The organism is Pseudomonas sp. zbq_18, assembly GCF_043102245.1.
Taxonomy (GTDB): domain Bacteria; phylum Pseudomonadota; class Gammaproteobacteria; order Pseudomonadales; family Pseudomonadaceae; genus Aquipseudomonas.
Map to the genome: position 1 here is coordinate 1 of NZ_JBICIT010000009.1, position 22704 is coordinate 22704.

General features: G+C 64.7%; 16 protein-coding genes and 1 pseudogene. 13 read left to right on the forward strand and 4 right to left on the reverse strand.

The genetic code is table 11. The features are described 5' to 3' along the window. Positions 1–90: 90 nt before the first annotated feature. The 4 genes from speA to ACF8C6_RS07460 all read right to left on the reverse strand — a co-directional run bounded on the left by speA (position 91) and on the right by ACF8C6_RS07460 (position 4350). The gene (gene speA / locus ACF8C6_RS07445) at positions 91–2004 is read right to left on the reverse strand and encodes an arginine decarboxylase (RefSeq protein ID WP_392498701.1); all 1914 of its coding nucleotides are present in this window, start codon (positions 2002–2004) and stop codon (positions 91–93) included. Between the two features lie 121 nt (positions 2005–2125). Continuing rightward, positions 2126–2497, reverse strand: a complete 372-nt coding sequence (locus tag ACF8C6_RS07450) for a translation initiation factor Sui1 (RefSeq protein ID WP_392498902.1) — start codon at positions 2495–2497, stop codon at positions 2126–2128. 246 nt (positions 2498–2743) lie between these two features. Further along, positions 2744–3280, reverse strand: coding sequence for an NUDIX hydrolase (locus ACF8C6_RS07455; RefSeq protein ID WP_277688495.1), 537 nt, complete (start codon positions 3278–3280; stop codon positions 2744–2746). Next, complete coding sequence (locus tag ACF8C6_RS07460; RefSeq protein ID WP_277688494.1) at positions 3280–4350, reverse strand: DUF2333 family protein; 1071 nt, start codon at positions 4348–4350, stop codon at positions 3280–3282. The genes ACF8C6_RS07455 and ACF8C6_RS07460 overlap by 1 nt, the downstream gene beginning before the upstream one ends. A 240-nt stretch (positions 4351–4590) precedes the next feature. Between ACF8C6_RS07460 and ACF8C6_RS07465 the strand changes: the two genes are divergently transcribed. The 13 genes and pseudogenes from ACF8C6_RS07465 (at position 4591) to ACF8C6_RS07525 (ending at position 22690) form a co-directional block, all read left to right on the forward strand. Further along, on the forward strand, positions 4591–6213 hold the full coding sequence (locus ACF8C6_RS07465) for a diguanylate cyclase (protein ID WP_392498903.1): 1623 nt from the start codon (positions 4591–4593) through the stop codon (positions 6211–6213). A 1531-nt stretch (positions 6214–7744) separates the two neighbouring features. Further along, positions 7745–8254 (forward strand): annotated as a pseudogene (locus ACF8C6_RS07470) (methyl-accepting chemotaxis protein); the annotation flags it as partial. A 149-nt stretch (positions 8255–8403) separates the two neighbouring features. Beyond that, positions 8404–10203 (forward strand): protein-disulfide reductase DsbD, encoded by a 1800-nt coding sequence (locus tag ACF8C6_RS07475; protein ID WP_392498703.1) that lies wholly within the window; start codon positions 8404–8406, stop codon positions 10201–10203. 122 nt (positions 10204–10325) lie between these two features. After that, the gene (aroQ, locus tag ACF8C6_RS07480; protein ID WP_392498704.1) at positions 10326–10769 is read left to right on the forward strand and encodes a type II 3-dehydroquinate dehydratase; all 444 of its coding nucleotides are present in this window, start codon (positions 10326–10328) and stop codon (positions 10767–10769) included. 25 nt (positions 10770–10794) lie between these two features. Beyond that, positions 10795–11259 carry an acetyl-CoA carboxylase biotin carboxyl carrier protein gene (gene accB, locus ACF8C6_RS07485; RefSeq protein WP_392498705.1) on the forward strand — a complete coding sequence of 155 codons (465 nt, stop codon included), beginning with the start codon at positions 10795–10797 and terminating at the stop codon, positions 11257–11259. Between the two features lie 16 nt (positions 11260–11275). After that, positions 11276–12631, forward strand: coding sequence for an acetyl-CoA carboxylase biotin carboxylase subunit (accC, locus tag ACF8C6_RS07490; RefSeq protein ID WP_392498707.1), 1356 nt, complete (start codon positions 11276–11278; stop codon positions 12629–12631). Between the two features lie 137 nt (positions 12632–12768). Beyond that, a complete protein-coding gene (gene prmA / locus ACF8C6_RS07495) occupies positions 12769–13647 on the forward strand; it encodes a 50S ribosomal protein L11 methyltransferase (RefSeq protein WP_392498708.1) in 879 nt (292 codons plus the stop codon). 65 nt (positions 13648–13712) lie between these two features. After that, the gene (locus ACF8C6_RS07500) at positions 13713–14999 is read left to right on the forward strand and encodes a DUF3426 domain-containing protein (RefSeq protein WP_392498709.1); all 1287 of its coding nucleotides are present in this window, start codon (positions 13713–13715) and stop codon (positions 14997–14999) included. Positions 15000–15212: 213 nt separating this feature from the next. Continuing rightward, positions 15213–16211 (forward strand): tRNA dihydrouridine synthase DusB, encoded by a 999-nt coding sequence (dusB, locus tag ACF8C6_RS07505; protein WP_392498710.1) that lies wholly within the window; start codon positions 15213–15215, stop codon positions 16209–16211. Beyond that, entirely contained in the window at positions 16208–16543 is a 336-nt protein-coding gene (gene fis / locus ACF8C6_RS07510) for a DNA-binding transcriptional regulator Fis (RefSeq protein ID WP_392498711.1), read from the forward strand. Before dusB ends, fis begins: the two co-directional genes overlap by 4 nt. Positions 16544–16615: 72 nt before the next feature. Then, positions 16616–18223 (forward strand): bifunctional phosphoribosylaminoimidazolecarboxamide formyltransferase/IMP cyclohydrolase, encoded by a 1608-nt coding sequence (purH, locus tag ACF8C6_RS07515; RefSeq protein ID WP_392498712.1) that lies wholly within the window; start codon positions 16616–16618, stop codon positions 18221–18223. 259 nt (positions 18224–18482) lie between these two features. Further along, the gene (purD, locus tag ACF8C6_RS07520) at positions 18483–19766 is read left to right on the forward strand and encodes a phosphoribosylamine--glycine ligase (protein ID WP_392498713.1); all 1284 of its coding nucleotides are present in this window, start codon (positions 18483–18485) and stop codon (positions 19764–19766) included. Positions 19767–19915: 149 nt separating this feature from the next. Further along, the gene (locus ACF8C6_RS07525) at positions 19916–22690 is read left to right on the forward strand and encodes a response regulator (protein WP_392498714.1); all 2775 of its coding nucleotides are present in this window, start codon (positions 19916–19918) and stop codon (positions 22688–22690) included. Positions 22691–22704: the final 14 nt, after the last annotated feature.

The window sequence follows — 22704 nt, forward strand, 5'->3', positions numbered from 1 at the left end:
CATCGGATTTTCGGGGAGCCCGGCTTTGGACGAAATGCTTAAGTGAACAGCATTACGGCAATTGCCGGGCTTTCTCGTTAGGCAGGCCGATCAGCTCGACAGGTAGGACGAGCGCGTCAGCCCCAGGCGCAGCGCATCGAGGTACTGGGTACGCTCGGCGGCACTGAGCTTGGCGCCGGCCACCTTGTCACGGTAGTAGGTCATCAGCTCCTCGGGCGACAGGTGCACGTAGCGCAGCATGTCCTCGATGGTGTCGTGGGTCTCGATACCGGTGTGGTAGGCGGTGCCATCCGGACGCTGGTGGATGTTCACCGAGTCGGTGTCGCCGAACAGGTTGTGCATGTCGCCGAGGATTTCCTGGTAGGCGCCCACCAGGAAGACGCCCAGCACATAGTCCTCGCCCTCGCGCACTTCATGCACCGGCAGGCTGGTCTCGATCGACTGCTCGTCGACGTACTGGCGGATCTTGCCATCGGAGTCACAGGTCAGGTCCTGCAGCACGGCGCGACGCAGTGGCTCCTCTTGCAGACGGGTCAGCGGCAGGATCGGCAGGATCTGGCCGATGGCCCAGGTGTCCGGCAGGCTCTGGAACACCGAGAAGTTGCAGATGTACTTGTCCGCCATCTTGTCGTTGAGTTCGTCGAGCAGCGCGCGGTGCGAACGCTGACGCGCCTTGAGCTGGTTGTGCAGGCGGCGGCAGATGGCGAAGTAGCACTGCTCGGCCAGCGCCTTCTCGGCCAGCGACAGCTTGCCCGCCGAATACTGCGCCGCCACTTCCTCGATGTAGTGCGTCGCGCGCCAGTAACTCTCGGCGACCATTTCCGGGTCGGTGTCACCGAGCAGTTCGATCAACGCCTGCAGCACTTCAGGCTGCTCGACGGCCGGATCGATCTGCGGCACCTCATCGTTGTGCTTCTCCACATCGGTCACCTGCACCACCAGCACCGCATGGTGCGCGGTCATCGCCCGGCCGCTCTCGGAGAAGATGTGCGGGTGCGGAATGTCCTGGCGATCGCAGAACTCCTTGAGCATATCGACCACCGCGTCGGCGTAGTCCGACATGTCGTAGTTGATCGAACTGGCGCTGCGCGAGTGGGTGCCGTCGTAGTCCACGCCCAGGCCGCCGCCGACGTCGATATGGTCGACCGGCAGGCCCAGCGCACGCAGCTCGCCGTAGTAGCGGATGGCCTCGCGGAAGCCCTTGCGGTAGTCGGCGATGTTGGCGATCTGCGAGCCCATGTGGAAGTGCAGCAGACGGATGCCCTGGTCCAGGCCAGCCTTCTTGAAGCGCTCGACCACGGCGAGGATCTGCGCGGCGGAGAGGCCGAACTTGGACTTCTCGCCGCCGGTGTCGGCCCACTTGGAGGACGCCAGCGACGACAGGCGCACGCGCAGACCGATCTGCGGAGCGACCTTGAGTTCGGCCGCCACGTCGATGACGAACTGCACTTCGGATTCCTTCTCGATCACGATGAACACGTTGTGACCGAGCTTCTGCCCCATCAGCGCCAGGCGGATGAACTCACGATCCTTGTAGCCGTTGCAGACGATGGTGCCGCCCTTCGGCGCCAGCGCCAGCACCGCCATCAGCTCCGGCTTGGAGCCGGCTTCCAGGCCGATGGAGACGTCCTGGGTGGCGATGATGTTTTCCACCACCGCTTCCTGCTGGTTGACCTTGATCGGGTACAGCGCGGTGTAGCGATTGCCGTACTCCAGACGCGCGATGCTGGCATCGAAGGCGCTGGTCAGCTGGCGCACGCGGTATTGCAGGATGTCCGGGAAACGCACCAGCAGCGGCAGCGACAGGCCGCTCTCGCGCAGGCCGTCGAGCTGGCCGTAGAGGTCGATCGGCGCGCTGTCCGGGCCGTTGGGACGCACCTCGACACGACCCTCGTCATTGATCGAGAAGAAGCCGGCGCCCCAGTGGCGAATGCCGTATACGCTGCGGCTGTCCGCAACTGTCCATTGGCTGCCGTCGTCTTTGCGTGTGCGTCTTGCGGCCATCGAGGTCTCCCTGTAGCGAGGTAAAGGCTGCCGCCCATGGGGCCGCAGATGTAAGCCATGGATATGACGATTACAGGTGCATGGACTGCACCCGCTTGCGAGAAGTTTAGAAAAGCCCGGCTCAGCCGCCGGATTTCTTGGTCTTGAAGCCGCGTTTGCCGAGTTCTTCGAGGAGCAGTTCGACCATGTCGCCCTGAATCTCGATGACGCCGTCCTTCAATCCACCGCCGCAGCCACAGCGCTTCTTCAGCGCACTGGCCAGCTCTTTCAGCTCGGCTTCGGCCAGGGGCACACCGCTGATGGTGGTGACGGTCTTGCCGCCACGGCCCTTGGTTTCGCGGCGCACACGGGCGATGCCGTCGCCTTCGGGAATGAGGGTTTTCTTGCAGATGCAGGCATCCACCGGCTGGCTGCACTCGGGACAGTGCCGACCGCTGTCGGTGGAATAGACGAGACCGCCGAGGGCGGATAACGACGAAGCTTTCTTGACCACCGGCAGGTCCTCGTAGGGGTCAGGATAGCGACTGGCCGGCATGGGCCGACCGCGAAGCCCCACTCAGGCAGGGGCAGCGCTACCGGGCAGGCGCCCGGGTTCAGAGGGGGCGCAGTGTAAGGGCAAAAACCCTTCGTGCTAAGTCCAAAATTGCGCCATTGGCCGACGGATTGGCGACCCCGTGCGGCATCGCAAACAAGGCGCATGGAAATACTGCACAAAACCAGAGCCTGCGCGGGTTTGAGCCTACGTCCGATTGGCCAGATACAAACGCAAGGCCTGCAGCGAATCCGGGCAATACGGCTTTTCCAGCGCATCGACCAGCGCCTGCTGCGGCGGGATGAAACGCGCCTCCAGCACCTCCTCTGGCTGCAGCACCAGCGGCGCGTCGGAGACCGCCGAAAACACCGCGCACCACAGGCGGTTATCCGGCTGATCAAAGAAGAAGCGCCCCTGCTCGTGCAATACCACCCCGGCGACGCCCAGCTCCTCGTGCAATTCGCGAGCGGCGGAGACGGCGTAGCTCTCGCCCTCACCGACCATGCCGCCGGCCGCCACATCCCAGTAGCCGGGATAAATGGCCTTGCTCAGGGTGCGTCGATGCACGCACAGCTCGCCAGCGGAGTTGAACAAGAGAATGAAGGTGCCGCGGCCGATCAGTCCGCGCTGTCGCAGCTCGGCACGGGGCAGGCTGCCGAGCAAGCCATCCTGTTCATCGACCCAGGCAATACGCTCGGCATCGGAGGCGGCGCGGTGGGCCGCCTCGCGGGCGCTGATGGCCATCAGCCCTGGCTCAGCAGGGTGCGCAGGTCGATGATCGCGGCATTGGCGCGGGAAATGTAGTTGGCCATCACCAGCGAGTGGTTGGCCAGCACGCCATAGCCGCTGCCATTGAGCACCATCGGGCTCCACAGCGGCTCCTGGGCCGCCTCCAGCTCACGGATGATCTGCCGCACGCTGATGGTGGCGTTCTTCTTGGCCAGCACGTCGGCGAAGTCCACCTCGATGGCACGCAGCATGTGCGACAGCGCCCAGGCCTGACCACGCGCCTCGTAGAACACATTGTCGATCTGCATCCAGGGGGTCTTCACTTCCTCTTCGCGCACCGGCACGGTTTCGCCTTCCGGCACCGCGCGGTCGCCCTGCAGGTCGGTGTTCAGGCGCACCCGCCCAACACTGGCCGACAGGCGCTGCGACAGCGAGCCCAGACGCGTGGCGACATCACCCAGCCAGTTGTTGAGGTTGTCGGCGCGGGTATAGAACTGCGCATTGGGCTGGCCCGGATCGGCCAGGCGCCCCAGGTAGCGATCCAGCGACTTGATGCCCTCCTTGTATTCAGCCTCGGAGGCCGGCAGGGCCCAGCTCTTGTTGTCGAAGTTGAAGCGCGGCTCGGCCTTGGCCAGGTCCGGGTCCTCGGTGGACTGCGACTGCGAGCGGGCGAAATCCTTGCGCATGGCACGCGACAGGTCACGTACCTGCACCAGCACGCCGTATTCCCAGGCGGGCATGTTGTCCAGCCACAGACCCGGCGGGGCGACATCGTTGGACAGGTAGCCACCGGGCTTGTCCAACAGGGTCTGCGCCACCTGCTTCAGGGTTTCCACCGTGGTGTAACCGTTGACCAGCTGCCGCTGGGCCTGCTCGGCAGCCGCCTGAGAGCGTTGCTGCACGGGAAACAGATCGGGCTCCTGGCTCCACCACCAGCCCACCAGCAACGCGACCAGCAGGTAGATGCCGAGCAGGCTGCCCAGCACGCGGCCGAACCAGCGGCCACCGAAGTAGCTGCGGGCATCGTCGACTCGGTCATCGACATTGCCACGCAGCTCATCTGCACTCTTCTTCCAATCCAACATGGTCTTGTCCTTGATCAACTCGTTGATTCATCCGACCCATACAGGGCCGATAGGTGCCCAGCACTATAAGTGAAGCGCAGGAACGTCGCAGTGGCGGATTGGTACGACAGAGGGCAAAACAGCCAAATGGTGGAAATCTGGCGTCAAATGAACGAAGGTTGTAGTACAAAACATAACCAGTGGTAGCATGAGGCCATCATCGGCCCCGCAGGCCAATCCATGATCGACCACATAACTGCCATGTCCGAGCCAGAAGATCCCAGTCGCGACCGCCTCAAGCAGCACTTCGCCAAGCGCGTCATCCATCAGGCGCGCCAGGTGCTGGAAGTCTGGCAGCGTCTGCAACAGGGCGAGTGGGACACCACCGTGATGGCCGAACTGCTGGAGGCCAACGTCGGTCTGCTGCGTTATGCCGAGCGCTTCGAACAGGCGCTGCACATTCAACTGGCCCGTTCCATCGGTCACTGTCTGGAAGCCGTGGAGGCCAATCGCGGCCGCCTGACCAGCCCGCTGATCACCGAACTCAACCAGTTGATGCAGCGCCTGTCGCGTACTGGCCTGCGCCATGGCGACCACTACGAGCAGACCTTCCTGCCACCCCTGCGCAAGCCGGTATACCTGGCCCTGCAGGATCAGGAGCGCGCCCAGCGCCTGGCCCAGCAACTCGAGTTCTTTGGCCTCAGCGCACAGGCACTGGACAGCGCCAGCGCCTTCCGCGCCGCCATGGCCGAGCGCCACCCCTCAGCCATCCTGATGGAGGTCGACTTCGCCGGCCCCGGCCAGGGCATGGCGCTGGCCACTGAGGCCCAGCAGGGCCTGGAGCAGAAACTGCCGCTGTTGTTCTTCAGCCATGAGGATGTCGATACCCCGACCCGCCTGGCCGCCGTGCGCGCCGGCGGTCAGGAGTTCTTCACCGGCGCCCTGGATGCCTCGGGCCTGATCGAGCGCATCGAAGTGCTGACCAACGTGGTGCAGTACGAACCCTACAAGGTGCTGATCGTCGACGACTCGCGGGCACAGGCCACGCATACCGAGCGCGTGCTGAACAGTGCCGGCATCGTCACCCGCACCCTGATCGAGCCGATCCAGGCCATGACCGAGCTGGCCGATTTCCAGCCGGACCTGATCATCCTCGACATGTACATGCCGGACTGCAGCGGCACCGAACTGGCCAAGGTCATCCGCCACAACGACCGTTATGTCAGCGTGCCGATCATCTACCTGTCCGCCGAAGATGACCTGGACAAGCAACTGGACGCCATGAGCGAAGGCGGCGACGACTTCCTCACCAAACCGATCAAGCCGCGCCACCTGATCGCCACCGTGCGCAACCGCGCGGCGCGGGCGCGCAACCTCAAGGCACGCATGGTGCGCGACAGCCTGACCGGACTGTTCAACCACACCCACACCCTGCAGCTGCTGGAAGATGCACGCTTTCGCGCCCGTCGCGATGGCCAACCGCTGAGCTTCGCGATGATCGACATCGACCACTTCAAGAAGGTCAACGACACCTACGGCCACCCCATGGGCGACCGGGTCATCAAGAGCCTGGCGCTGTTCCTCAAGCAGCGCCTGCGCAAGACCGACCATATCGGCCGCTACGGTGGCGAGGAATTCGCCGTGGTCCTGCCGGACACCGACGCCGCCACCGCGGCCAAGGTGCTCGACGAGATCCGCCGGCGCTTCGCCGAGATCCACTACCCGGCACAACCCCAGGACCTGTCCTGCACCTTCAGCTGCGGCATTGCCGAACTGCGCGAGGGTCTGGACGGCAACGGCCTGTCGAAGAACGCCGACGAGGCGCTCTACGTCGCCAAACGCGGCGGACGCAACCGGGTGGAAATTCATCTTGGTCAAGCGTGAACCGCGTCACGCTGTCACAAAGACTTAACCAAATCGCAATAACCTGCGGGCACCGTTTTCAGCAGTTCCGGTGTCCGCAATGCGCCTCAAGCAACTCACCAACCTGTCCACCACGCTACTGGTCTGCGCCTGCCTGATGCTTGGAGGCACGCTCTGGTGGTCGGAAAAGGCGCTGGAGCAGCCCTACCTGCTGATGCAGCGCTACCTGAGCCTGTCGCAACAATTCCAGCAGCAGGTCGCCAGCAACATCCAGGCCTACCTGAGCACAGGCGATGCCCTGCGTCATCGCCAGGCCCTGGAGTCCATTGGCGCGCTCGAAAGCCAGCTCGACGAGATCCCCAGCCAACTGGCCGAGCAGCTGCGCCCGAGCCTGAACCAGCTGAGCCAGTTCGTCGCCAGTGATCTACTGGCCGCCGGCAAGCTGGCCGGCGACCCTCAGGGCCTGCTGCTGCAAGCCGAGCGGGAAATCGGCGGGGCCCTCGAGCAACTCGACAGCTACGCCGCCGACAGCGGCAACGCGCAGGCAGCCGAGTACCGTCAACCGCTGTTCCAGGCTGCACAGCACCTGACCCGCCTGGGACACGCCCGTGGCAAGCTGGTCGCCAGCGGCCGCGAGGAGCTGGCCGAGGATGTCCAACGCGAGCAACAGACACTGACTCAGCTGGCTGCACGGATCGACGCCCTGCCGCTGCTCGGCGTGGCAGAAGAAGCCTCGACCGGTGACAGCTTTGCCGCCCTGCTCGGCCTGGCCAACGACAGCGAGCGACAGCAGGCCGAAGACAAAGGCATCGCCCTCAAACGCGAGCTGGCCAGCCTGATCAAGCGCTACCCCAGCGAGCTGGAGCGCACCCGCACGCTGATCCGCCAGCGCGCCGAACTGGCAGCCAACAGCAGCGCCCGAATCGCCGACCTGCAGCAGGCTCTGGCCGCCCTGGAGCCCGCCGTGCGTGCAGAACATGGCCGCATCCAGGGCGAAGTACGCCTGCTGCAGGGTCTGGTGATCGGCCTGATCCTGCTGATCGCCCTCGGCCTGGACCGGATCCAGCGCCGGCTGAGCACGGTGCTCAGCCACCTGGCGCCATCCCTGTCGACCTGGGCTGCCGGCAACTTCGCTGCCGAGGTGAAGATCCACACCCGCACCCGGGAAATGCGTGACATCGAGGAGTCCCTCAATCATCTGCGCCGCTACCTGGTGGAGCTGGTCGGCACCATTCACCAGCACGCCGGCGAAGTGGCCGGCACGAGCCAAACCCTGGCCGAACTGAGCCAGGGCCTGCACGGTGGCGCCGAGCGCCAGCTGGCCGATACGGCGCAGATTCGCGATGCCCTGGGCGAGTTGGAGGCCACCATCGGCCAGGTCGCCGACGACGCCAGCCAGGCCGCCGAGGCCAGCCGGGCTGCCAGCCAGGCGGTGGAACAGGGCCAACGAGTTATCGAACAGAGCCTCACCGGCCTGCATGCGCTGGTTGGCGAAGTGCAGGGCAACGCTCAGTCCATCGAGCAGTTGGCCGCCGAAACCGCCACCATCGGCTCGGTGCTGACGGTCATCCGCGGCGTGGCCGAGCAAACCAACCTGCTCGCGCTCAACGCCGCCATCGAGGCCGCCCGCGCCGGCGAGATGGGCCGTGGCTTCGCCGTGGTCGCCGACGAGGTGCGCTCACTGGCGCAACGCACCAGCGGCGCCACCGACGAAATCCAGGAGCTGATCGCGCGCCTGCAGCAGGCCGCGCAGCAGTCGGTGGCGGCCATGCGCGCCCAGGTCGAACATGCCGAAGCCACCGCCAGCCAGGCCGAGCAGGCCGATGGCGCTCTGGATGAAGTGGTGGTCGCCATTCGCACCATCGCCAGCATGGCCGAACGCATTGCCGAAGCCACCGCCCAGCAGGGCGGCACGGCCAGCGAAATCCGCGACCGCAGCGAACGCATCCACCTGCTGGGTGACGATAACCTGAGCCGTATCGGCGAAGGCCGTGCCCAGGGCGAACAGCTGCTGCAACTGGGCGGGCGCCTGCACACCGCCGTACAGGCCTTCCGTCTGTAGGTTGGCGCTGAGCACAGCGAAGCCCAACACCCGCGCCCATACCGCCCAGCCCCCGGCAATATCCGCTGACACCCTGCGCCACCCGGTCGCCTGGGGTCGGCGGCGCATCTTGGGTATGATGCCCGCCTGATCCGCCATGCGAGCCTCCCATGCGCCGTCTGCTACCTCTGTTCCTGCTGCTGTTCACCCTGCCGGCCCTGGCCGGGCTGTTCGATGATCCCAAGCCACGCGGCCTGATCGACGACGCTCCGCTGAACAACAGCGGCGATTTCCTGCCGGTGCGTGAGGCCTTCAAGCTCAGCCTGGTGGAGCAGAGTCCCACCTCGATCACACTGCGTTTCGTCAATGCCGAGGGCTACTACCTCTACCGCCACCGTTTCCAGTTCCGTATCGAGCCGAGTGACCTGGCCAAGGGCGAGGCCGTGCTGCCGGCCGGCGAGCCCAAGCACGATGAATATTTCGGCGATGTCGAGGTGTACTACGGCATCACCGACGTAGAACTGCCCATCGATAACCCGATCGACCTGCCCTTCACCGTTCACGTCACCTACCAGGGCTGCGCCGACAAGGGCCTGTGCTACCCGCCGGAAAACGAGCGCATCGAGGTCGATGGCCAAGGCGCGGCGCCGACCAGCAGCGCGGCCGCGGATGCCGCGCCAGCCAGCACATCGGGCGGCTGGACCTGGAAGGAGCTGGCCCTGTTCTTCCTCGGCGGCCTGGCCCTGACCTTCACCCCCTGCGTGTTGCCGATGCTGCCGATACTCACCGGCGTGGTCCTGCGCGGTCAGCCGGGCGGCGCACGCAGCCTGGTACTGTCACTGGCCTATGTGCTGCCGATGGCGATCAGCTTCGCCATTCTCGGCGCACTGATGGGCGTATTCGGCGCCGAACTCAACCTGCAGGCGCGCCTGCAATCGCCCTGGGTACTGGCGCCCTTCGCCCTCTTCTTCGCCCTGCTCGGCGCCGCCAGCCTGGGCTTCCTCGAACTGCGCCTGCCGGCCGCCATCGACGGCCCACTGCAGAACCTCAGCCAGCGCCTGAAAGGCGGCACCGTGTTCAGCGCCGCCGCCCTGGGTGTGCTCTCCAGCCTGCTGGTGTCGCCCTGCGTATCGGCGCCGCTGGCCGGCGCCCTGCTCTATATCAGTGCCAGCGGCGATGCCCTCGGTGGCGGTCTCAAGCTACTCGCCCTGGGCATGGGCATGGGCACACCGCTGGTACTGTTCGCCGTCGGCGGCGGTGCGCTGCTGCCGAAATCCGGCAACTGGATGATCGGCGTACGCAACCTGTTCGGCGCCCTGCTGCTGGCCGTGGCCATCTGGCTGCTGGAGCGCGTGGTGCCCGGCCAGGTCAGTCTGGCGCTATGGGGCCTGTGGGCCGCCGGCATCGCCCTGTGGCTTGGCGTACTGGAGCTGACGCCCAAGACTCATCACCAGAAGCTCGCCCAACTGATCGGCCTGCCACTGCTGGTCTACGCCGTCATCGCCTGGATCGGCGCCCTGCAGGGCGCCAGCGATCCGCTGCGCCCGCTGGGTCATGCCGAGGCCGCCGTCACCGCCCAGAGCACCGCCACCGCACACAGCGACTGGCAGACCATCACCACGCCGACCGAACTGGACGCCGCCCTCGCCGAGGCAAAGAGCGCCGGCCAACCGCTGTTGCTGGACTGGTACGCCGACTGGTGCATCAGCTGCAAGGTGATCGAGCGTGAAGTGCTGACTGCCCCCGCTGTCACCGCACAGCTGGGCGGCTATCGGCTGATCCGCTTCGACATCACCGACAGCAATGAGCAACAGCGCGCCCTGCTCGACCGCTACCAGTTGTTCGGCCCGCCGGCGATTCTGTTCTTTGCTGCAAACGGTGACGAATGGGCGGATTTACGTGTCGTAGGTGAAATCAGCGCCGCCGACTTCGCCGAACGCCTGACCCGCGCCGCCACCCGCCAGAACTGACCACGTCATATTTCTGCCGCAAATTTCGTCCATCTTGCCGGCTATTTCTGGCAACTGGACAGCCCGCAGCGCTTTCGGCATAGTCCCGGCCAAACCAAGGTCAGAACAACAAGGAAGCGCCCATGGCCACTCTCCTGGTGCTGCACGGCCCCAACCTCAACCTGCTGGGCACCCGCGAGCCCGACAAATACGGCGCCACCACCCTCGCCGAAATCAATCAGAACCTGGAGCAGTGCGCCCGCGCCGCCGGCCACCACCTGATGTCCCTGCAGAGCAATGCCGAATACGAACTGATCGACCGCATTCATGCCGCAAAAGGCGAAGGTGTCGACTTTATCCTGATCAATCCCGCCGCTTTTACCCACACCAGCGTCGCATTACGTGACGCGCTGCTGGCGGTGAGCATCCCATTCATCGAAGTGCACCTGTCCAACGTGCACAAACGTGAACCTTTCCGCCATCACTCCTACTTCTCCGACGTAGCGGTAGGTGTGATCTGCGGCCTCGGCGCCAGCGGTTACCGCCTGGCTTTGGAAGCCGCCCTGGAACATTTAGAACGCCCCTGACCTCACCCTTGGGAGTTGAAAAACTATGGATATCCGCAAAGTCAAAAAACTGATCGAGCTGCTGGAAGAGTCCGGTATCGATGAACTGGAGATCCGCGAGGGCGAAGAGTCCGTGCGCATCAGCCGCCACAGCGCCAAGGCCATGGCCGCCCCGGTTTACGCCGCCGCGCCGGCGCCGGTAGCCGCCGCCCCGGTTGCCGCACCTGCCGCTGCCGCCCCGGCCGCTGAAGCCGCTCCGGCCGCCGCCAAGCTGAACGGCCACGTGGTGCGCTCGCCGATGGTCGGCACCTTCTACCGCGCCGCGTCGCCGACCTCGGCCAACTTTGCCGAAGTCGGTCAGACCGTGAAGAAAGGCGACATCCTCTGCATCGTCGAAGCGATGAAGATGATGAACCACATCGAAGCCGAAGCCAGCGGCGTGATCGAGCAGATCCTCGTTGAGAACGGTCAGCCGGTTGAGTACGACCAGCCTCTGTTCACCATCGTCTGATCACGGGGAGCCCGTAATGCAGAAGCTGGAGAAAGTCCTGATCGCCAACCGTGGCGAAATTGCCCTGCGCATCCTGCGCGCGTGCAAGGAACTGGATATCAAGACGGTCGCGGTCTACTCCACCGCCGACCGTGAACTCATGCACCTGGGCCTGGCCGACGAGACCGTCTGCATCGGCCCGGCGCCGGGCGCGCAGTCCTACCTGAGCATCCCGGCCATCATCAGCGCCGCCGAAGTGACCGGCGCCACCGCGATCCACCCCGGTTATGGCTTCCTCGCCGAGAACGCCGACTTCGCCGAACAGGTGGAAAAGTCCGGCTTCGCCTTCATCGGCCCGACCGCCGACGTGATCCGCCTGATGGGCGACAAGGTCTCCGCCAAGGACGCCATGATCAAGTCCGGCGTACCCGTAGTGCCCGGCTCCGACGGCCCGCTGCCGGAAGACGAGGAACAAGCGCTGAAAATCGCCCGCGAGGTGGGCTATCCGGTGATCATCAAGGCTGCCGGTGGCGGCGGTGGTCGCGGCATGCGCGTGGTGCACAAGGAAGAAGACCTGATCAAATCGGCCAAGCTGACCCGCACCGAAGCGGGCGCAGCGTTCGGCAATTCGATGGTCTACCTGGAGAAGTTCCTCGGTAATCCGCGCCACGTGGAAGTCCAGGTCCTGTCCGACGGCCAGGGCAACGCCATCCATCTGTACGACCGCGACTGCTCGCTGCAGCGCCGTCACCAGAAGGTCTTGGAAGAAGCCCCTGCCCCGCAGATCGACGAGAAGGCCCGCGCCGAAGTGCTCAAGCGCTGCGTCGATGCCTGCATCGAGATCGGCTACCGCGGCGCCGGCACCTTCGAGTTCCTCTATGAAGACGGTCGCTTCTACTTCATCGAGATGAACACCCGCGTGCAGGTCGAGCACCCGGTCACCGAAATGGTCACCGGCGTCGACATCGTCAAGGAGATGCTCAGCATCGCTGCTGGCAACAAACTGTCGATCAAGCAGGAAGACGTAAAGATCCTCGGTCACGCCCTGGAGTGCCGGATCAACGCCGAAGATCCGGACAACTTCATGCCCTGCCCCGGCAAGGTGAAGCATTTCCATGCTCCGGGCGGTAACGGCATCCGCGTCGACTCGCACCTGTACAGCGGCTATTCGGTACCGCCGAACTACGACTCGCTGATCGGCAAGCTGATCACCTACGGTCGCACCCGCGACGAGGCCATGGCGCGCATGCGTAATGCCCTGGAGGAGATCGTGGTCGACGGGATCAAGACCAACATCCCATTGCACCGCGACCTGACTCGCGACAAAGGCTTCCTCAAGGGTGGAATCAATATCCACTACCTGGAGAAGAAGCTGGGCATGGATAAACACTGATTGTCCTGCCATGCACAGAGGCCGCCTTCGGGCGGCCTCTGTTGTTTCAGCGCCTGCGCTGGCAGGCCGCCACCGCCTTCAAGTAAGCTGCGCGGCCAAATAGCGCCATCCCGCTGCACCGCACACGAGGTTCCGCCATGCCCTGGTTACAAGTCCGTCTCGCCATCACCCCCGAACAGGCCGAGACTTACGAAGACGCCCTGCTCGGCGTCGGCGCCGTGTCGGTAACCTTCATGGACGCCGAGGACCAGCCGATCTTCGAACCAGACCTGGGCACCACCCCGCTGTGGTCGCACACCCACCTGCTGGCGCTGTTCGAGGCCGACACCGACCCGGCCAACCTGGTCGCGCACCTGCAACTGCTCACCGGCGGCGAGTTGCCGGCCCACGAGATCGAGCACATCGCCGACCAGGACTGGGAGCGCAGTTGGATGGACAACTTCCAGCCCATGCGCTTCGGCCAGCGCCTGTGGATCGTGCCGAGCTGGCACGCCGCACCGGAGCCGGACGCCGTCAACCTGCTGCTCGACCCGGGCCTGGCCTTCGGCACCGGTACCCACCCGACCACTGCGCTGTGCCTGGAATGGCTGGACGGCCAGGCGCTAACCGACTGCGACGTGATCGACTTCGGTTGCGGCTCCGGCATCCTGGCCATCGCCGCCCTGCTGCTCGGCGCGCCGCAGGCACGCGGCACCGACATCGACCCGCAGGCTCTGGAAGCCTCGCGCGACAATGCCTCGCGCAACGGCATCGACCCGGCACGCTTCCCGGTCTACCTGCCCGCCGACCTGCCGCAACAACCGGCAGACGTGGTGGTGGCCAATATCCTGGCCGGCCCGCTGGTCTCCCTGGCGCCGCAGATCACTGCCCTGGTCAAGGCCGGAGGCCGCCTGGCGCTGTCCGGCATCCTCGCCGAGCAGGCCGCAGAAGTGCGTGAAGCCTATGCTGGCGCTTTCGACCTCGATCCGACCGCGATCAAGGACGGCTGGGTGCGTATCAGCGGGGTAAAACGCTAGCAAGCGCTTGTATTCCCAGGCCCCTGCCTGGGTAAACTAGCGCCCTGTTTCGCACGGACCGCCGCATGACCGACAGCTTTGTCACCCAATGCCCCCACTGCCGCACCAGCTTCCGCATCAGTCGCGCACAGCTGGGTGCTGCGCATGGCGCTGTGCGCTGCGGGGCTTGCATGCGCGTGTTCAATGCCGCCCAGCAGATGCTGGTTGATCAGACCCGCGCCGGTAAACCTGCCGCCGCAGCGCCATCGCCAAGCAAGCCCGCTGCATCGGCCACGGCACCGGCGCCCAGCCCAGCAGCGCCTCCGGCCAGGGCAACACCGCCCGAGAGCAAGACGACGCCGCCTGCCCCCGAGAAGAAGTCCGTCGACACCCTGTGGATCCACGATGACCTGGATCTGGATAGCCTTGACCTGGACGAAGAGCTGGCCAAGCTGGAAGAACAGGAAATGCAGCTGTCGCGCGAGTTCACGGCCATGTCCAGCACGACTCAGCCGGCCATCGCCCCATTCCAGAGCACGGAAGAAACCACCGACAAGCATGACGAGAGCTGGGCCGTTTCCCTGCTCAAGGAAGAGGCAACGCGTAAGGCAGAGCCCCCACGCCAGCCTGCGCGCCCGCAAAGCGCTGCCCCTTCGCTCCCCGAAGAGCCCGGGGAGCACGTCGCCGAAATACGTGCCGAGCCGGTCATCGATGAGCCAGATGCCCGTGGCGAGCCAGACGACGAGCCCGAAGAGATCGACGACAGCGCCTACCGTCCCCGCCATCAGGCGCCCCAAAAGCCAGAACGCAGCGAACCCGCCCTGCGCGATGACAGCCTGCTGGATCTCAGCGACGATCCACTGCAACTCGACTGGCAACAGCCGAAGAAACCCTGGGGCCGCTGGTTCGGCTGGGGCCTACTGAACCTGCTGGGCGCCGGCGCATTGGCCTTCCAATACATTGCCTACCACTTCGAGGAACTGGCTCGCCAGGATCAGTACCGTCCCTGGTTCGAAGCCGTCTGCCCGGAGATTGGCTGCAGCCTGCCGTCCAAGGTCGACATCAGCCAGATACGCAGCACCAACCTGGTGGTACGCAGCCATCCGCAGTACATGGACGCGCTGCTGGTGGACGCCATCCTCTACAACCGCGCGCCCTTTGCCCAGCCGTTCCCGGTACTGGAACTGCGCTTCGCCGACATCAATGGCCAGCTGATCGTCGGCAGCCGCTTCCGCCCCAGCGAATACCTCAGCGGCGAGCTGGCCGGCCAGGCCGAAATGCCCCCGCAGACGCCCATCCACATCTCCCTGGAGATCAAGGACCCCGGTGCCAGAGCGGTCAACTACAGCCTCAACTTCCACTCCCCCGAATAAGCTGCAAGCGCCGGAATTCCGGCACTTGCAGACGCCATACCGAGCAAAGGCAATAAGCCGACGACTGTTCATAATTTGTTCAAAACAGCCTTTATCCGGTCACCGAGAGCGGGTATCATGCCCTCCCTTTTTCGCACTCCCCCGAACGCCGTTTTACGTACAGGCGGTGCTACGCCTTTGCCAAACGACCTTCGCCAGAACAGGGATGACCCCATGTCGGTGGTACACATCGGCCCCTATACACTGCCCAACCAGCTGATCCTCGCCCCCATGGCGGGCGTCACCGATCAGCCGTTCCGGCAGCTGTGCCGGCGCCTGGGCGCCGGGATGGTGGTCTCCGAGATGGTTACCAGCGACGTACGTTTGTGGAAGAGCCGCAAGTCGCGCCTGCGCCTGATCCACCAAGGCGATCCCGAGCCACGCTCGGTACAGATTGCCGGGGGCGATCCCGAAATGCTCGCCGAAGCCGCCCGTCGCAATGTCGAACTAGGTGCACAGATCATCGACATCAACATGGGCTGCCCGGCCAAAAAGGTCTGTAACAAGGCTGCCGGTTCGGCGCTGATGAAAGATGAAGCGCTGGTCAGCGCCATCTTGGATGCCGTGGTCGGTGCCGTTGACGTGCCGGTGACCCTGAAGATCCGCACCGGCTGGGATCGCGAGAACAAAAACGGCATCACCGTGGCGAAAATCGCCGAACAGGCCGGCATCAGCGCACTGGCCGTTCACGGCCGCACCCGCGCCGACCTGTACACCGGCGAGGCCGAGTACGACACCATCGCCGCCATCAAGCAGGCAGTATCCATTCCGGTGTTCGCCAACGGCGACATCGACTCGCCACACAAGGCCAGACAAGTCCTCGACGCTACGGGCGCCGACGCCCTGCTGATCGGCCGCGCCGCCCAGGGCCGCCCCTGGATTTTCCGCGAGATCGCCCACTATCTGGCGACCGGCTCGGAAATGGCTGCCCCCAGCCTCTACGAAGTAGAACGAATCCTGCTGGAACACCTGACCGCACTGCACGCCTTCTATGGCGACCTGATGGGCGTTCGCATCGCCCGCAAGCATGTCGGCTGGTATCTGGCAACCCTGCCCGGCGCCAGGGAATTCCGCGCCGAATTCAATCGTCTGGACAGTACGGACGCGCAGTACACCAGCGTTCGGCAGTTTTTCGCCGAACGACATAACAAAGGAGAAGAGGTGGCCGCATGACGAGGATGACCGAGCCTTTTTTTGAGCAATCAGTTTTTGATGGGGCAGTACCCGTGAGCGACAACGCCAACCTGAAGCAGCACCTCAACACTCCGTCCGAGCAGGGCCAGACCCTGCGCGACAGTGTGGAGCGAGCGCTGCACAACTATTTCGCGCACCTGGAAGGCGCCGACGCCACAGACGTCTACAACCTGGTCCTGACCGAGGTAGAGGCACCACTGCTGGAGACCGTGATGAACTACGTCAAGGGCAACCAGACCAAGGCCTCCGAACTGCTCGGACTGAACCGCGGTACGCTGCGCAAGAAGCTCAAGCAATACGATCTGCTGTAAGCGAATTTCCCCGAAAAGGGCGGCCAGAAGCCGCCCTTTTTCACTGATTTTCCAGCTCCAATGGACTTTGCAATGACCGACCAGACCACCCGCCTCCCCGTTCGCCGCGCCCTGATCAGCGTCTCCGACAAGACCGGCATCCTTGAGTTCGCCCGTGAGCTCGAAGCCCTCGGCGTGGAAATCCTCTCCACCGGCGGCACCTACAAGCTGCTCAAGGACAACGGCGTCGCGGCCGTGGAAGTGGCCGACTACACCGGCTTCCCGGAAATGATGGACGGCCGGGTGAAGACCCTGCACCCGAAGATCCATGGCGGAATCCTCGGACGTCGCGCCCTCGACGGTGCGGTAATGGAAGAGCACGGCATCAAGCCGATCGACCTGGTCGCGGTCAACCTCTACCCCTTCGCCGCTACCGTGGCCAAGCCGGGCTGTGATCTGGCTGACGCCATCGAGAACATCGACATCGGCGGCCCGACCATGGTCCGCTCTGCCGCGAAGAACCATAAAGACGTGGCCATCGTGGTCAATGCCAGCGACTACGCCGGCATAGTCGAATCGCTGAAAGCCGGCGGCCTGAGCTACGCCCAGCGCTTCGACCTGGCACTCAAGGCCTTCGAGCACACCGCCGCCTACGACGGCATGATCGCCAACTACCTGGGCACCATCGACCAGAGCCGCGAGACCCTGTCGACTGAAGATCGCGGCGCCTTCCCGCGCACCTTCAACAGCCAGTTCATCAAGGCCCAGGAAATGCGCTACGGCGAGAACCCGCACCAGAGCGCGGCGTTCTATGTGGAAGCACAGAAAGGCGAAGCCAGCGTGTCCACCGCCGTGCAGCTGCAGGGCAAGGAACTGTCGTTCAACAACGTGGCCGACACCGACGCCGCGCTGGAATGCGTGAAGAGCTTCGTCAAGCCGGCCTGCGTCATCGTCAAGCATGCCAACCCGTGCGGCGTGGCCGTGGCCACCGACGAAGAAGGCGGCATCCGCAAGGCCTACGACCTGGCCTACGCCACCGACACCGAATCGGCCTTCGGCGGCATCATCGCCTTCAACCGCGAGCTGGACGGCGAAACCGCCAAAGCCATCGTCGACCGCCAGTTCGTCGAAGTGATCATCGCGCCGAAAGTCTCCCAGGCCGCCCGCGACGTAGTGGCTGCCAAGGCCAACGTGCGCCTGCTCGAGTGCGGCGAATGGCCGGCCGAACGCAGCGCCGGCTGGGACTTCAAGCGGGTCAACGGTGGCCTGCTGGTACAGAGCCGCGACATCGGCATGATCACGGCGGCCGACCTCAAGGTCGTCACCCAGCGCGCGCCGACCGAACAGGAAATCCACGACCTGGTGTTCGCCTGGAAAGTCGCCAAGTTCGTCAAGTCCAACGCCATCGTCTATGCCAAGGGCCGCCAGACCATCGGTGTCGGCGCCGGCCAGATGTCGCGGGTCAACTCCGCGCGCATCGCCGCGATCAAGGCCGAACACGCCGGCCTGCAGGTGGCCGGCGCGGTGATGGCCTCGGACGCCTTCTTCCCGTTCCGCGACGGCATCGACAACGCTGCCAAGGTCGGCATCACCGCGGTGATCCAGCCGGGTGGTTCGATGCGCGATGCCGAAGTCATCGCCGCTGCCGACGAAGCCGGCATCGCCATGGTATTCACCGGTATGCGCCACTTCCGCCACTAAGTGGCGCGGCCGCGCTGAAGCAGGCGTCTGCGTTGTTGCGGACGACTTCGCTAATGCTCATTGCCAGTCGGCAACTGCGCTTATCGAAGCCATCCGCGCCTAGCATCCACCAGCTCCATCGCGGCCCGATAAAACGTTAACGGCAAAAAGAAGACTTGTAGGTTGGGTTGAGCGCAGCGAAGCCCAACAGATTTGTAGGGTGGGTAGCTCTGGCTACCTACCGAACGGGCCACCGGCCCGCCTCCACAAGGAGAGAGACATGAACGTACTGATCATCGGCAGCGGCGGCCGCGAGCACGCCCTGGCCTGGAAAGTGGCGCAGGACAAGCGCGTCGAGAAAGTCTTCGTTGCCCCGGGCAACGCCGGCACTGCCCTTGAGCCCAAGTGCGAGAACGTCGCCATCGACGTGCTGGCCATCGAGCAGCTGGCCGACTTCGCCGAGAAGAACGTGCAGCTGACCATCGTCGGCCCGGAAGCGCCGCTGGTGAAGGGCGTGGTCGACCTGTTCCGCTCGCGCGGCCTGGATATCTTCGGCCCAACCGCCGCCGCCGCCCAGCTGGAAGGCTCCAAGGCCTTCACCAAGGACTTCCTGGCGCGCCACAACATCCCCACCGCCGACTACCAGAACTTCACGGAAGTCGAGCCGGCCCTGGCCTACCTGCGCGAGAAAGGCGCACCGATCGTGATCAAGGCCGACGGCCTAGCCGCCGGTAAAGGTGTGATCGTCGCCATGACCCTGAGCGAGGCCGAAGCCGCCGTGCGCGACATGCTCTCGGGCAACGCCTTCGGCGACGCCGGCGCGCGCGTGGTGATCGAGGAGTTCCTCGACGGTGAGGAAGCGTCGTTCATCGTCATGGTCGACGGCGAGAACGTGCTGCCGATGGCCACCAGCCAGGACCACAAGCGCGTCGGCGACGGCGACAGCGGCCCCAACACCGGCGGCATGGGCGCCTACTCGCCGGCTCCGGTGGTCACCCCGGACGTGCACCAGCGTGTGATGGACGAAGTGATCTACCCCACCGTGCGCGGCATGGCCAGCGAAGGCAACGTCTACACCGGTTTCCTCTACGCCGGGCTGATGATCGACAAGGCCGGCAAGCCGAAAGTCATCGAGTTCAACTGCCGCTTCGGCGACCCGGAAACCCAGCCGGTGATGCTGCGTCTGGAAAGCTCCCTGGTGCTGCTGGTCGAAGCCGCGCTGGCCAAGGCGCTGGACAAGGTCGAGGCGACCTGGGACCCGCGCCCGACCGTGGGCGTAGTGATCGCCGCGGGCGGCTACCCGGGCGACTATGCCAAGGGTGACGTGATCGAAGGCCTGGACGCCGCCGCCAAGCTCGACGGCAAGGTGTTCCACGCCGGTACCGCGCTCAAGGACGGCCAGATCGTCACCGCCGGCGGCCGCGTGCTGTGCGCCACCGCCATCGGCCCGAGCGTATCCAGTGCCCAGCAGCAGGCCTATCGCCTGGCCGAGCAGATCCGCTGGAACGGTAGCTTCTACCGCACGGATATCGGCTACCGCGCCATCGCCCGCGAGCAGAAGTAAGTCCTTTTCCGGTCGCCCGTTACCCATTTCGTAACGGGCGCCACGGTAAAGCTGAGGTAAAGCTCCCACTTAGGGATTAGTCATGGCTGCCTTTTGTGTATAAGCCATAGCTATAATCCGGACATTCTTCCTCGAAGGGACTCCCACTCGTGCGCCGGCTCTGGATTGCCACAGGACTCATCGTCTGCCTGTTGCTTGGCTTGCCGCTCGCGGCAACAGCCGACAGCGAAAACGTCGCCGCACATGGCAGCTGGTCGATCCTGCTCGACAAATCGGCGCAACTCTCGTTCAGCGAAGTGCAGGCACAAAGTTCACGCTTCCAGCCACTGGATCGCCTGTCCTTCACCCTTCCGGCCTCAACTCAGGCCATCTGGCTCAAGGCTGATACGCGCTCATTCAGCGATCCGCACTGGCTGTGGCTATTCGCCCCTCGGGTGCAATACCTGGACTTCTACCTGGTCAATCGGGGTGTACTGGAGCAGACCCTGAACACCGGCGAAGCCCTGACCCTGACCTCGCGCCCGCTGCCTTCACGGGCCTACCTGTTCCCCCTGCCCAACGACGAGCAACCGCGTAGCGTCTATCTACGCATGACCTCCAACCATGCCCTGATGATGTGGTTCAAGGTCATCGACCAGAGCGAGTTGGTCGCTCAGGAGAAGCCCGCCTATCTGTTCGGTGCGCTGCTCGGCGGCTTGCTGCTGCTGGCCCTGTTCAACCTGCTACGCATGGTCTACTCCCCCACGGCCAGCAACCTGTGGCTGGCCGGCATGCATGCGGCCCTAGCCCTCTGCGCCACCGCCAATATTGGTCTGCTGGCCGTATGGCTACCCCAGCAGAGCTACAACCAGTCGCTGATCGCCGACCTTTCCGCCCTGGCCGCGGCGCTGTGCATTCTCGGCTACACCCGCTTCTTCTTCCGGGGCAGCCCAGCCGAGCGCAGCCCCCTGCACCACATCCTGCATGCCGAATTCGCCCTGATCGCCGGCGCAGCGGCGATGATCGCCTTTACCGGCCTGTTCTGGCACAGCTGGCTGGTCTACGGCATGGTGGTGCTGGCCTCGCTGACCGTGCCAATCGTGGCCTTTGTGCACTGGCGCAACGGTTATCGGCCGGCGCGGCTGATCTTCGCGGGGCTGCTGCTGTTCAACCTCGGCTTCATCGTACTCGGCCCGGTGCTGTTCGGCTTCGACCAGCTCAACCCCGGCTGGCTAGTGCTCAGCCTGTTCAGCGTGGCCATGGTCGCCGGCCTGATCCTCAGCATCGCGCTGTCCGAAAGGCAGCGACAGATCGCCAGCGAAACCCTGACCCGTCGCACCAGCGAGGCCGCCACCAGTGCCGAACTGAAAACCAAAGCCGAATTCCTCGCCAAGATCAGCCATGAAATTCGCACCCCGATGAACGGCGTGCTGGGCATGACCGAGCTGCTGCTCGGCACCCCCCTCTCCGCCAAGCAACGCGACTACGTGCAGACCATTCACAGCTCCGGCAACGAACTGCTCACCCTGATCAATGAAATCCTCGACATTTCCAAGCTGGAATCCGGGCAGATCGAGCTGGACGATGTGCAGTTCGACCTCAATGCCCTGATCGACGACTGCCTGGATATCTTCCGCGCCAAGGCCGAACAGCAGAAGGTCGAGCTGATCAGCTTCACCCAGCCACAAGTCCCCAGAGTGATCAGCGGCGACCCCACACGTCTGCGTCAAACGCTGCTGAGCCTGCTGGACAACGCCTTCCGCCAGACCGATGAAGGCGAGATCCTGCTGGTCGTGGCCCTAGAGAACGAAGGCAAGGCGCCGCGCCTGCGCATCGCCGTGCAAGACAGCGGCCGCCCGCTGGAGGCCGGAGAGCGCGACGCGCTGCTCAACAGCCAGCTGCACAGCAGCGACTTCCTCAGCGCCAGCAAGCTTGGGGGCCGCCTCGGCCTGATCATCGCCCGCCAACTGGTGCGCCTGATGGAAGGCGACTTCGGAGTGCAAAGCGGTAAAGGTGCCGGCAGCACCCTGTGGCTGACCCTACCGCTCGACCCGCAGCGTCTGGAACAGCCCACGGCTGACCTCGACGGCCCGCTGCAGGGCGCACGCCTGCTGGTGGTGGACGACAACGAAACCTGCCGCAAAGTGCTGCAGCAGCAGTGTCTCGCCTGGGGCCTGCAGGTCAGCACCGCGTCCTCGGGCAAGGAGGCTCTGGCCCTGCTGCGCACCAAGGCGAACATCCGGGAATACTTCGATGCCGTGCTGCTCGACCAGGAAATGCCCGGCATGACCGGCATGCAGCTGGCCGCCAAGATCAAGGAAGACCCCAACCTCAACCACGACATCCTGCTGATCATGCTCACCGGGATCAGCAACGCGCCGAGCAAGATCATCGCGCGCAACGCCGGGATCAAGCGCATCCTGGCCAAGCCGGTGGCCGGCTATACGCTCAAGACCACCCTGGCCGACGAGCTGACCCAGCGGCGCCAGGGCGCCCCCATGCAAGCGCAAACCGACAGCAATCTGCTGCAGGTGCCCGCGGACTTCCGCATCCTGGTCGCCGAGGACAACAGCATCTCGACCAAGGTGATCCGCGGCATGCTGAGCAAGCTCAACCTGCAGCCGGACACCGCCAGCAACGGCGAGGAAGCCCTGCGCGCCATGCAGGCACAGCAATACGATCTGGTGCTGATGGACTGCGAAATGCCGGTGCTCGATGGTTTTTCTGCCACCGAGCGCCTGCGCGAGTGGGAGCAACGCGAACAGCGCGAGCGCACCCCGGTGGTGGCCCTGACCGCGCACATCCTCACCGAGCACAAGGAGCGCGCGCGTCAGGTCGGCATGGATGGTCACATGGCCAAGCCGGTGGAAATGTCGCAGCTGCGCGAATTGATCGCTCATTGGGTCGTCGAACGCCAGCGCCGACGTGACGCCCTGGCCTCCTGACTCATCGAATGCAG

Coding starts and splice junctions, on each gene's coding strand:
- speA (WP_392498701.1), bottom strand. CDS start 2,004: ATGGCCGCAAGACGCACACGCAAAGACGACGGCAGCCAATGGACAGTT.
- ACF8C6_RS07455 (WP_277688495.1), bottom strand. CDS start 3,280: ATGGCCATCAGCGCCCGCGAGGCGGCCCACCGCGCCGCCTCCGATGCC.
- ACF8C6_RS07460 (WP_277688494.1), bottom strand. CDS start 4,350: ATGTTGGATTGGAAGAAGAGTGCAGATGAGCTGCGTGGCAATGTCGAT.
- ACF8C6_RS07465 (WP_392498903.1), top strand. CDS start 4,591: ATGTCCGAGCCAGAAGATCCCAGTCGCGACCGCCTCAAGCAGCACTTC.
- ACF8C6_RS07475 (WP_392498703.1), top strand. CDS start 8,404: ATGCGCCGTCTGCTACCTCTGTTCCTGCTGCTGTTCACCCTGCCGGCC.
- aroQ (WP_392498704.1), top strand. CDS start 10,326: ATGGCCACTCTCCTGGTGCTGCACGGCCCCAACCTCAACCTGCTGGGC.
- accB (WP_392498705.1), top strand. CDS start 10,795: ATGGATATCCGCAAAGTCAAAAAACTGATCGAGCTGCTGGAAGAGTCC.
- accC (WP_392498707.1), top strand. CDS start 11,276: ATGCAGAAGCTGGAGAAAGTCCTGATCGCCAACCGTGGCGAAATTGCC.
- prmA (WP_392498708.1), top strand. CDS start 12,769: ATGCCCTGGTTACAAGTCCGTCTCGCCATCACCCCCGAACAGGCCGAG.
- ACF8C6_RS07500 (WP_392498709.1), top strand. CDS start 13,713: ATGACCGACAGCTTTGTCACCCAATGCCCCCACTGCCGCACCAGCTTC.
- dusB (WP_392498710.1), top strand. CDS start 15,213: ATGTCGGTGGTACACATCGGCCCCTATACACTGCCCAACCAGCTGATC.
- fis (WP_392498711.1), top strand. CDS start 16,208: ATGACGAGGATGACCGAGCCTTTTTTTGAGCAATCAGTTTTTGATGGG.
- purH (WP_392498712.1), top strand. CDS start 16,616: ATGACCGACCAGACCACCCGCCTCCCCGTTCGCCGCGCCCTGATCAGC.
- purD (WP_392498713.1), top strand. CDS start 18,483: ATGAACGTACTGATCATCGGCAGCGGCGGCCGCGAGCACGCCCTGGCC.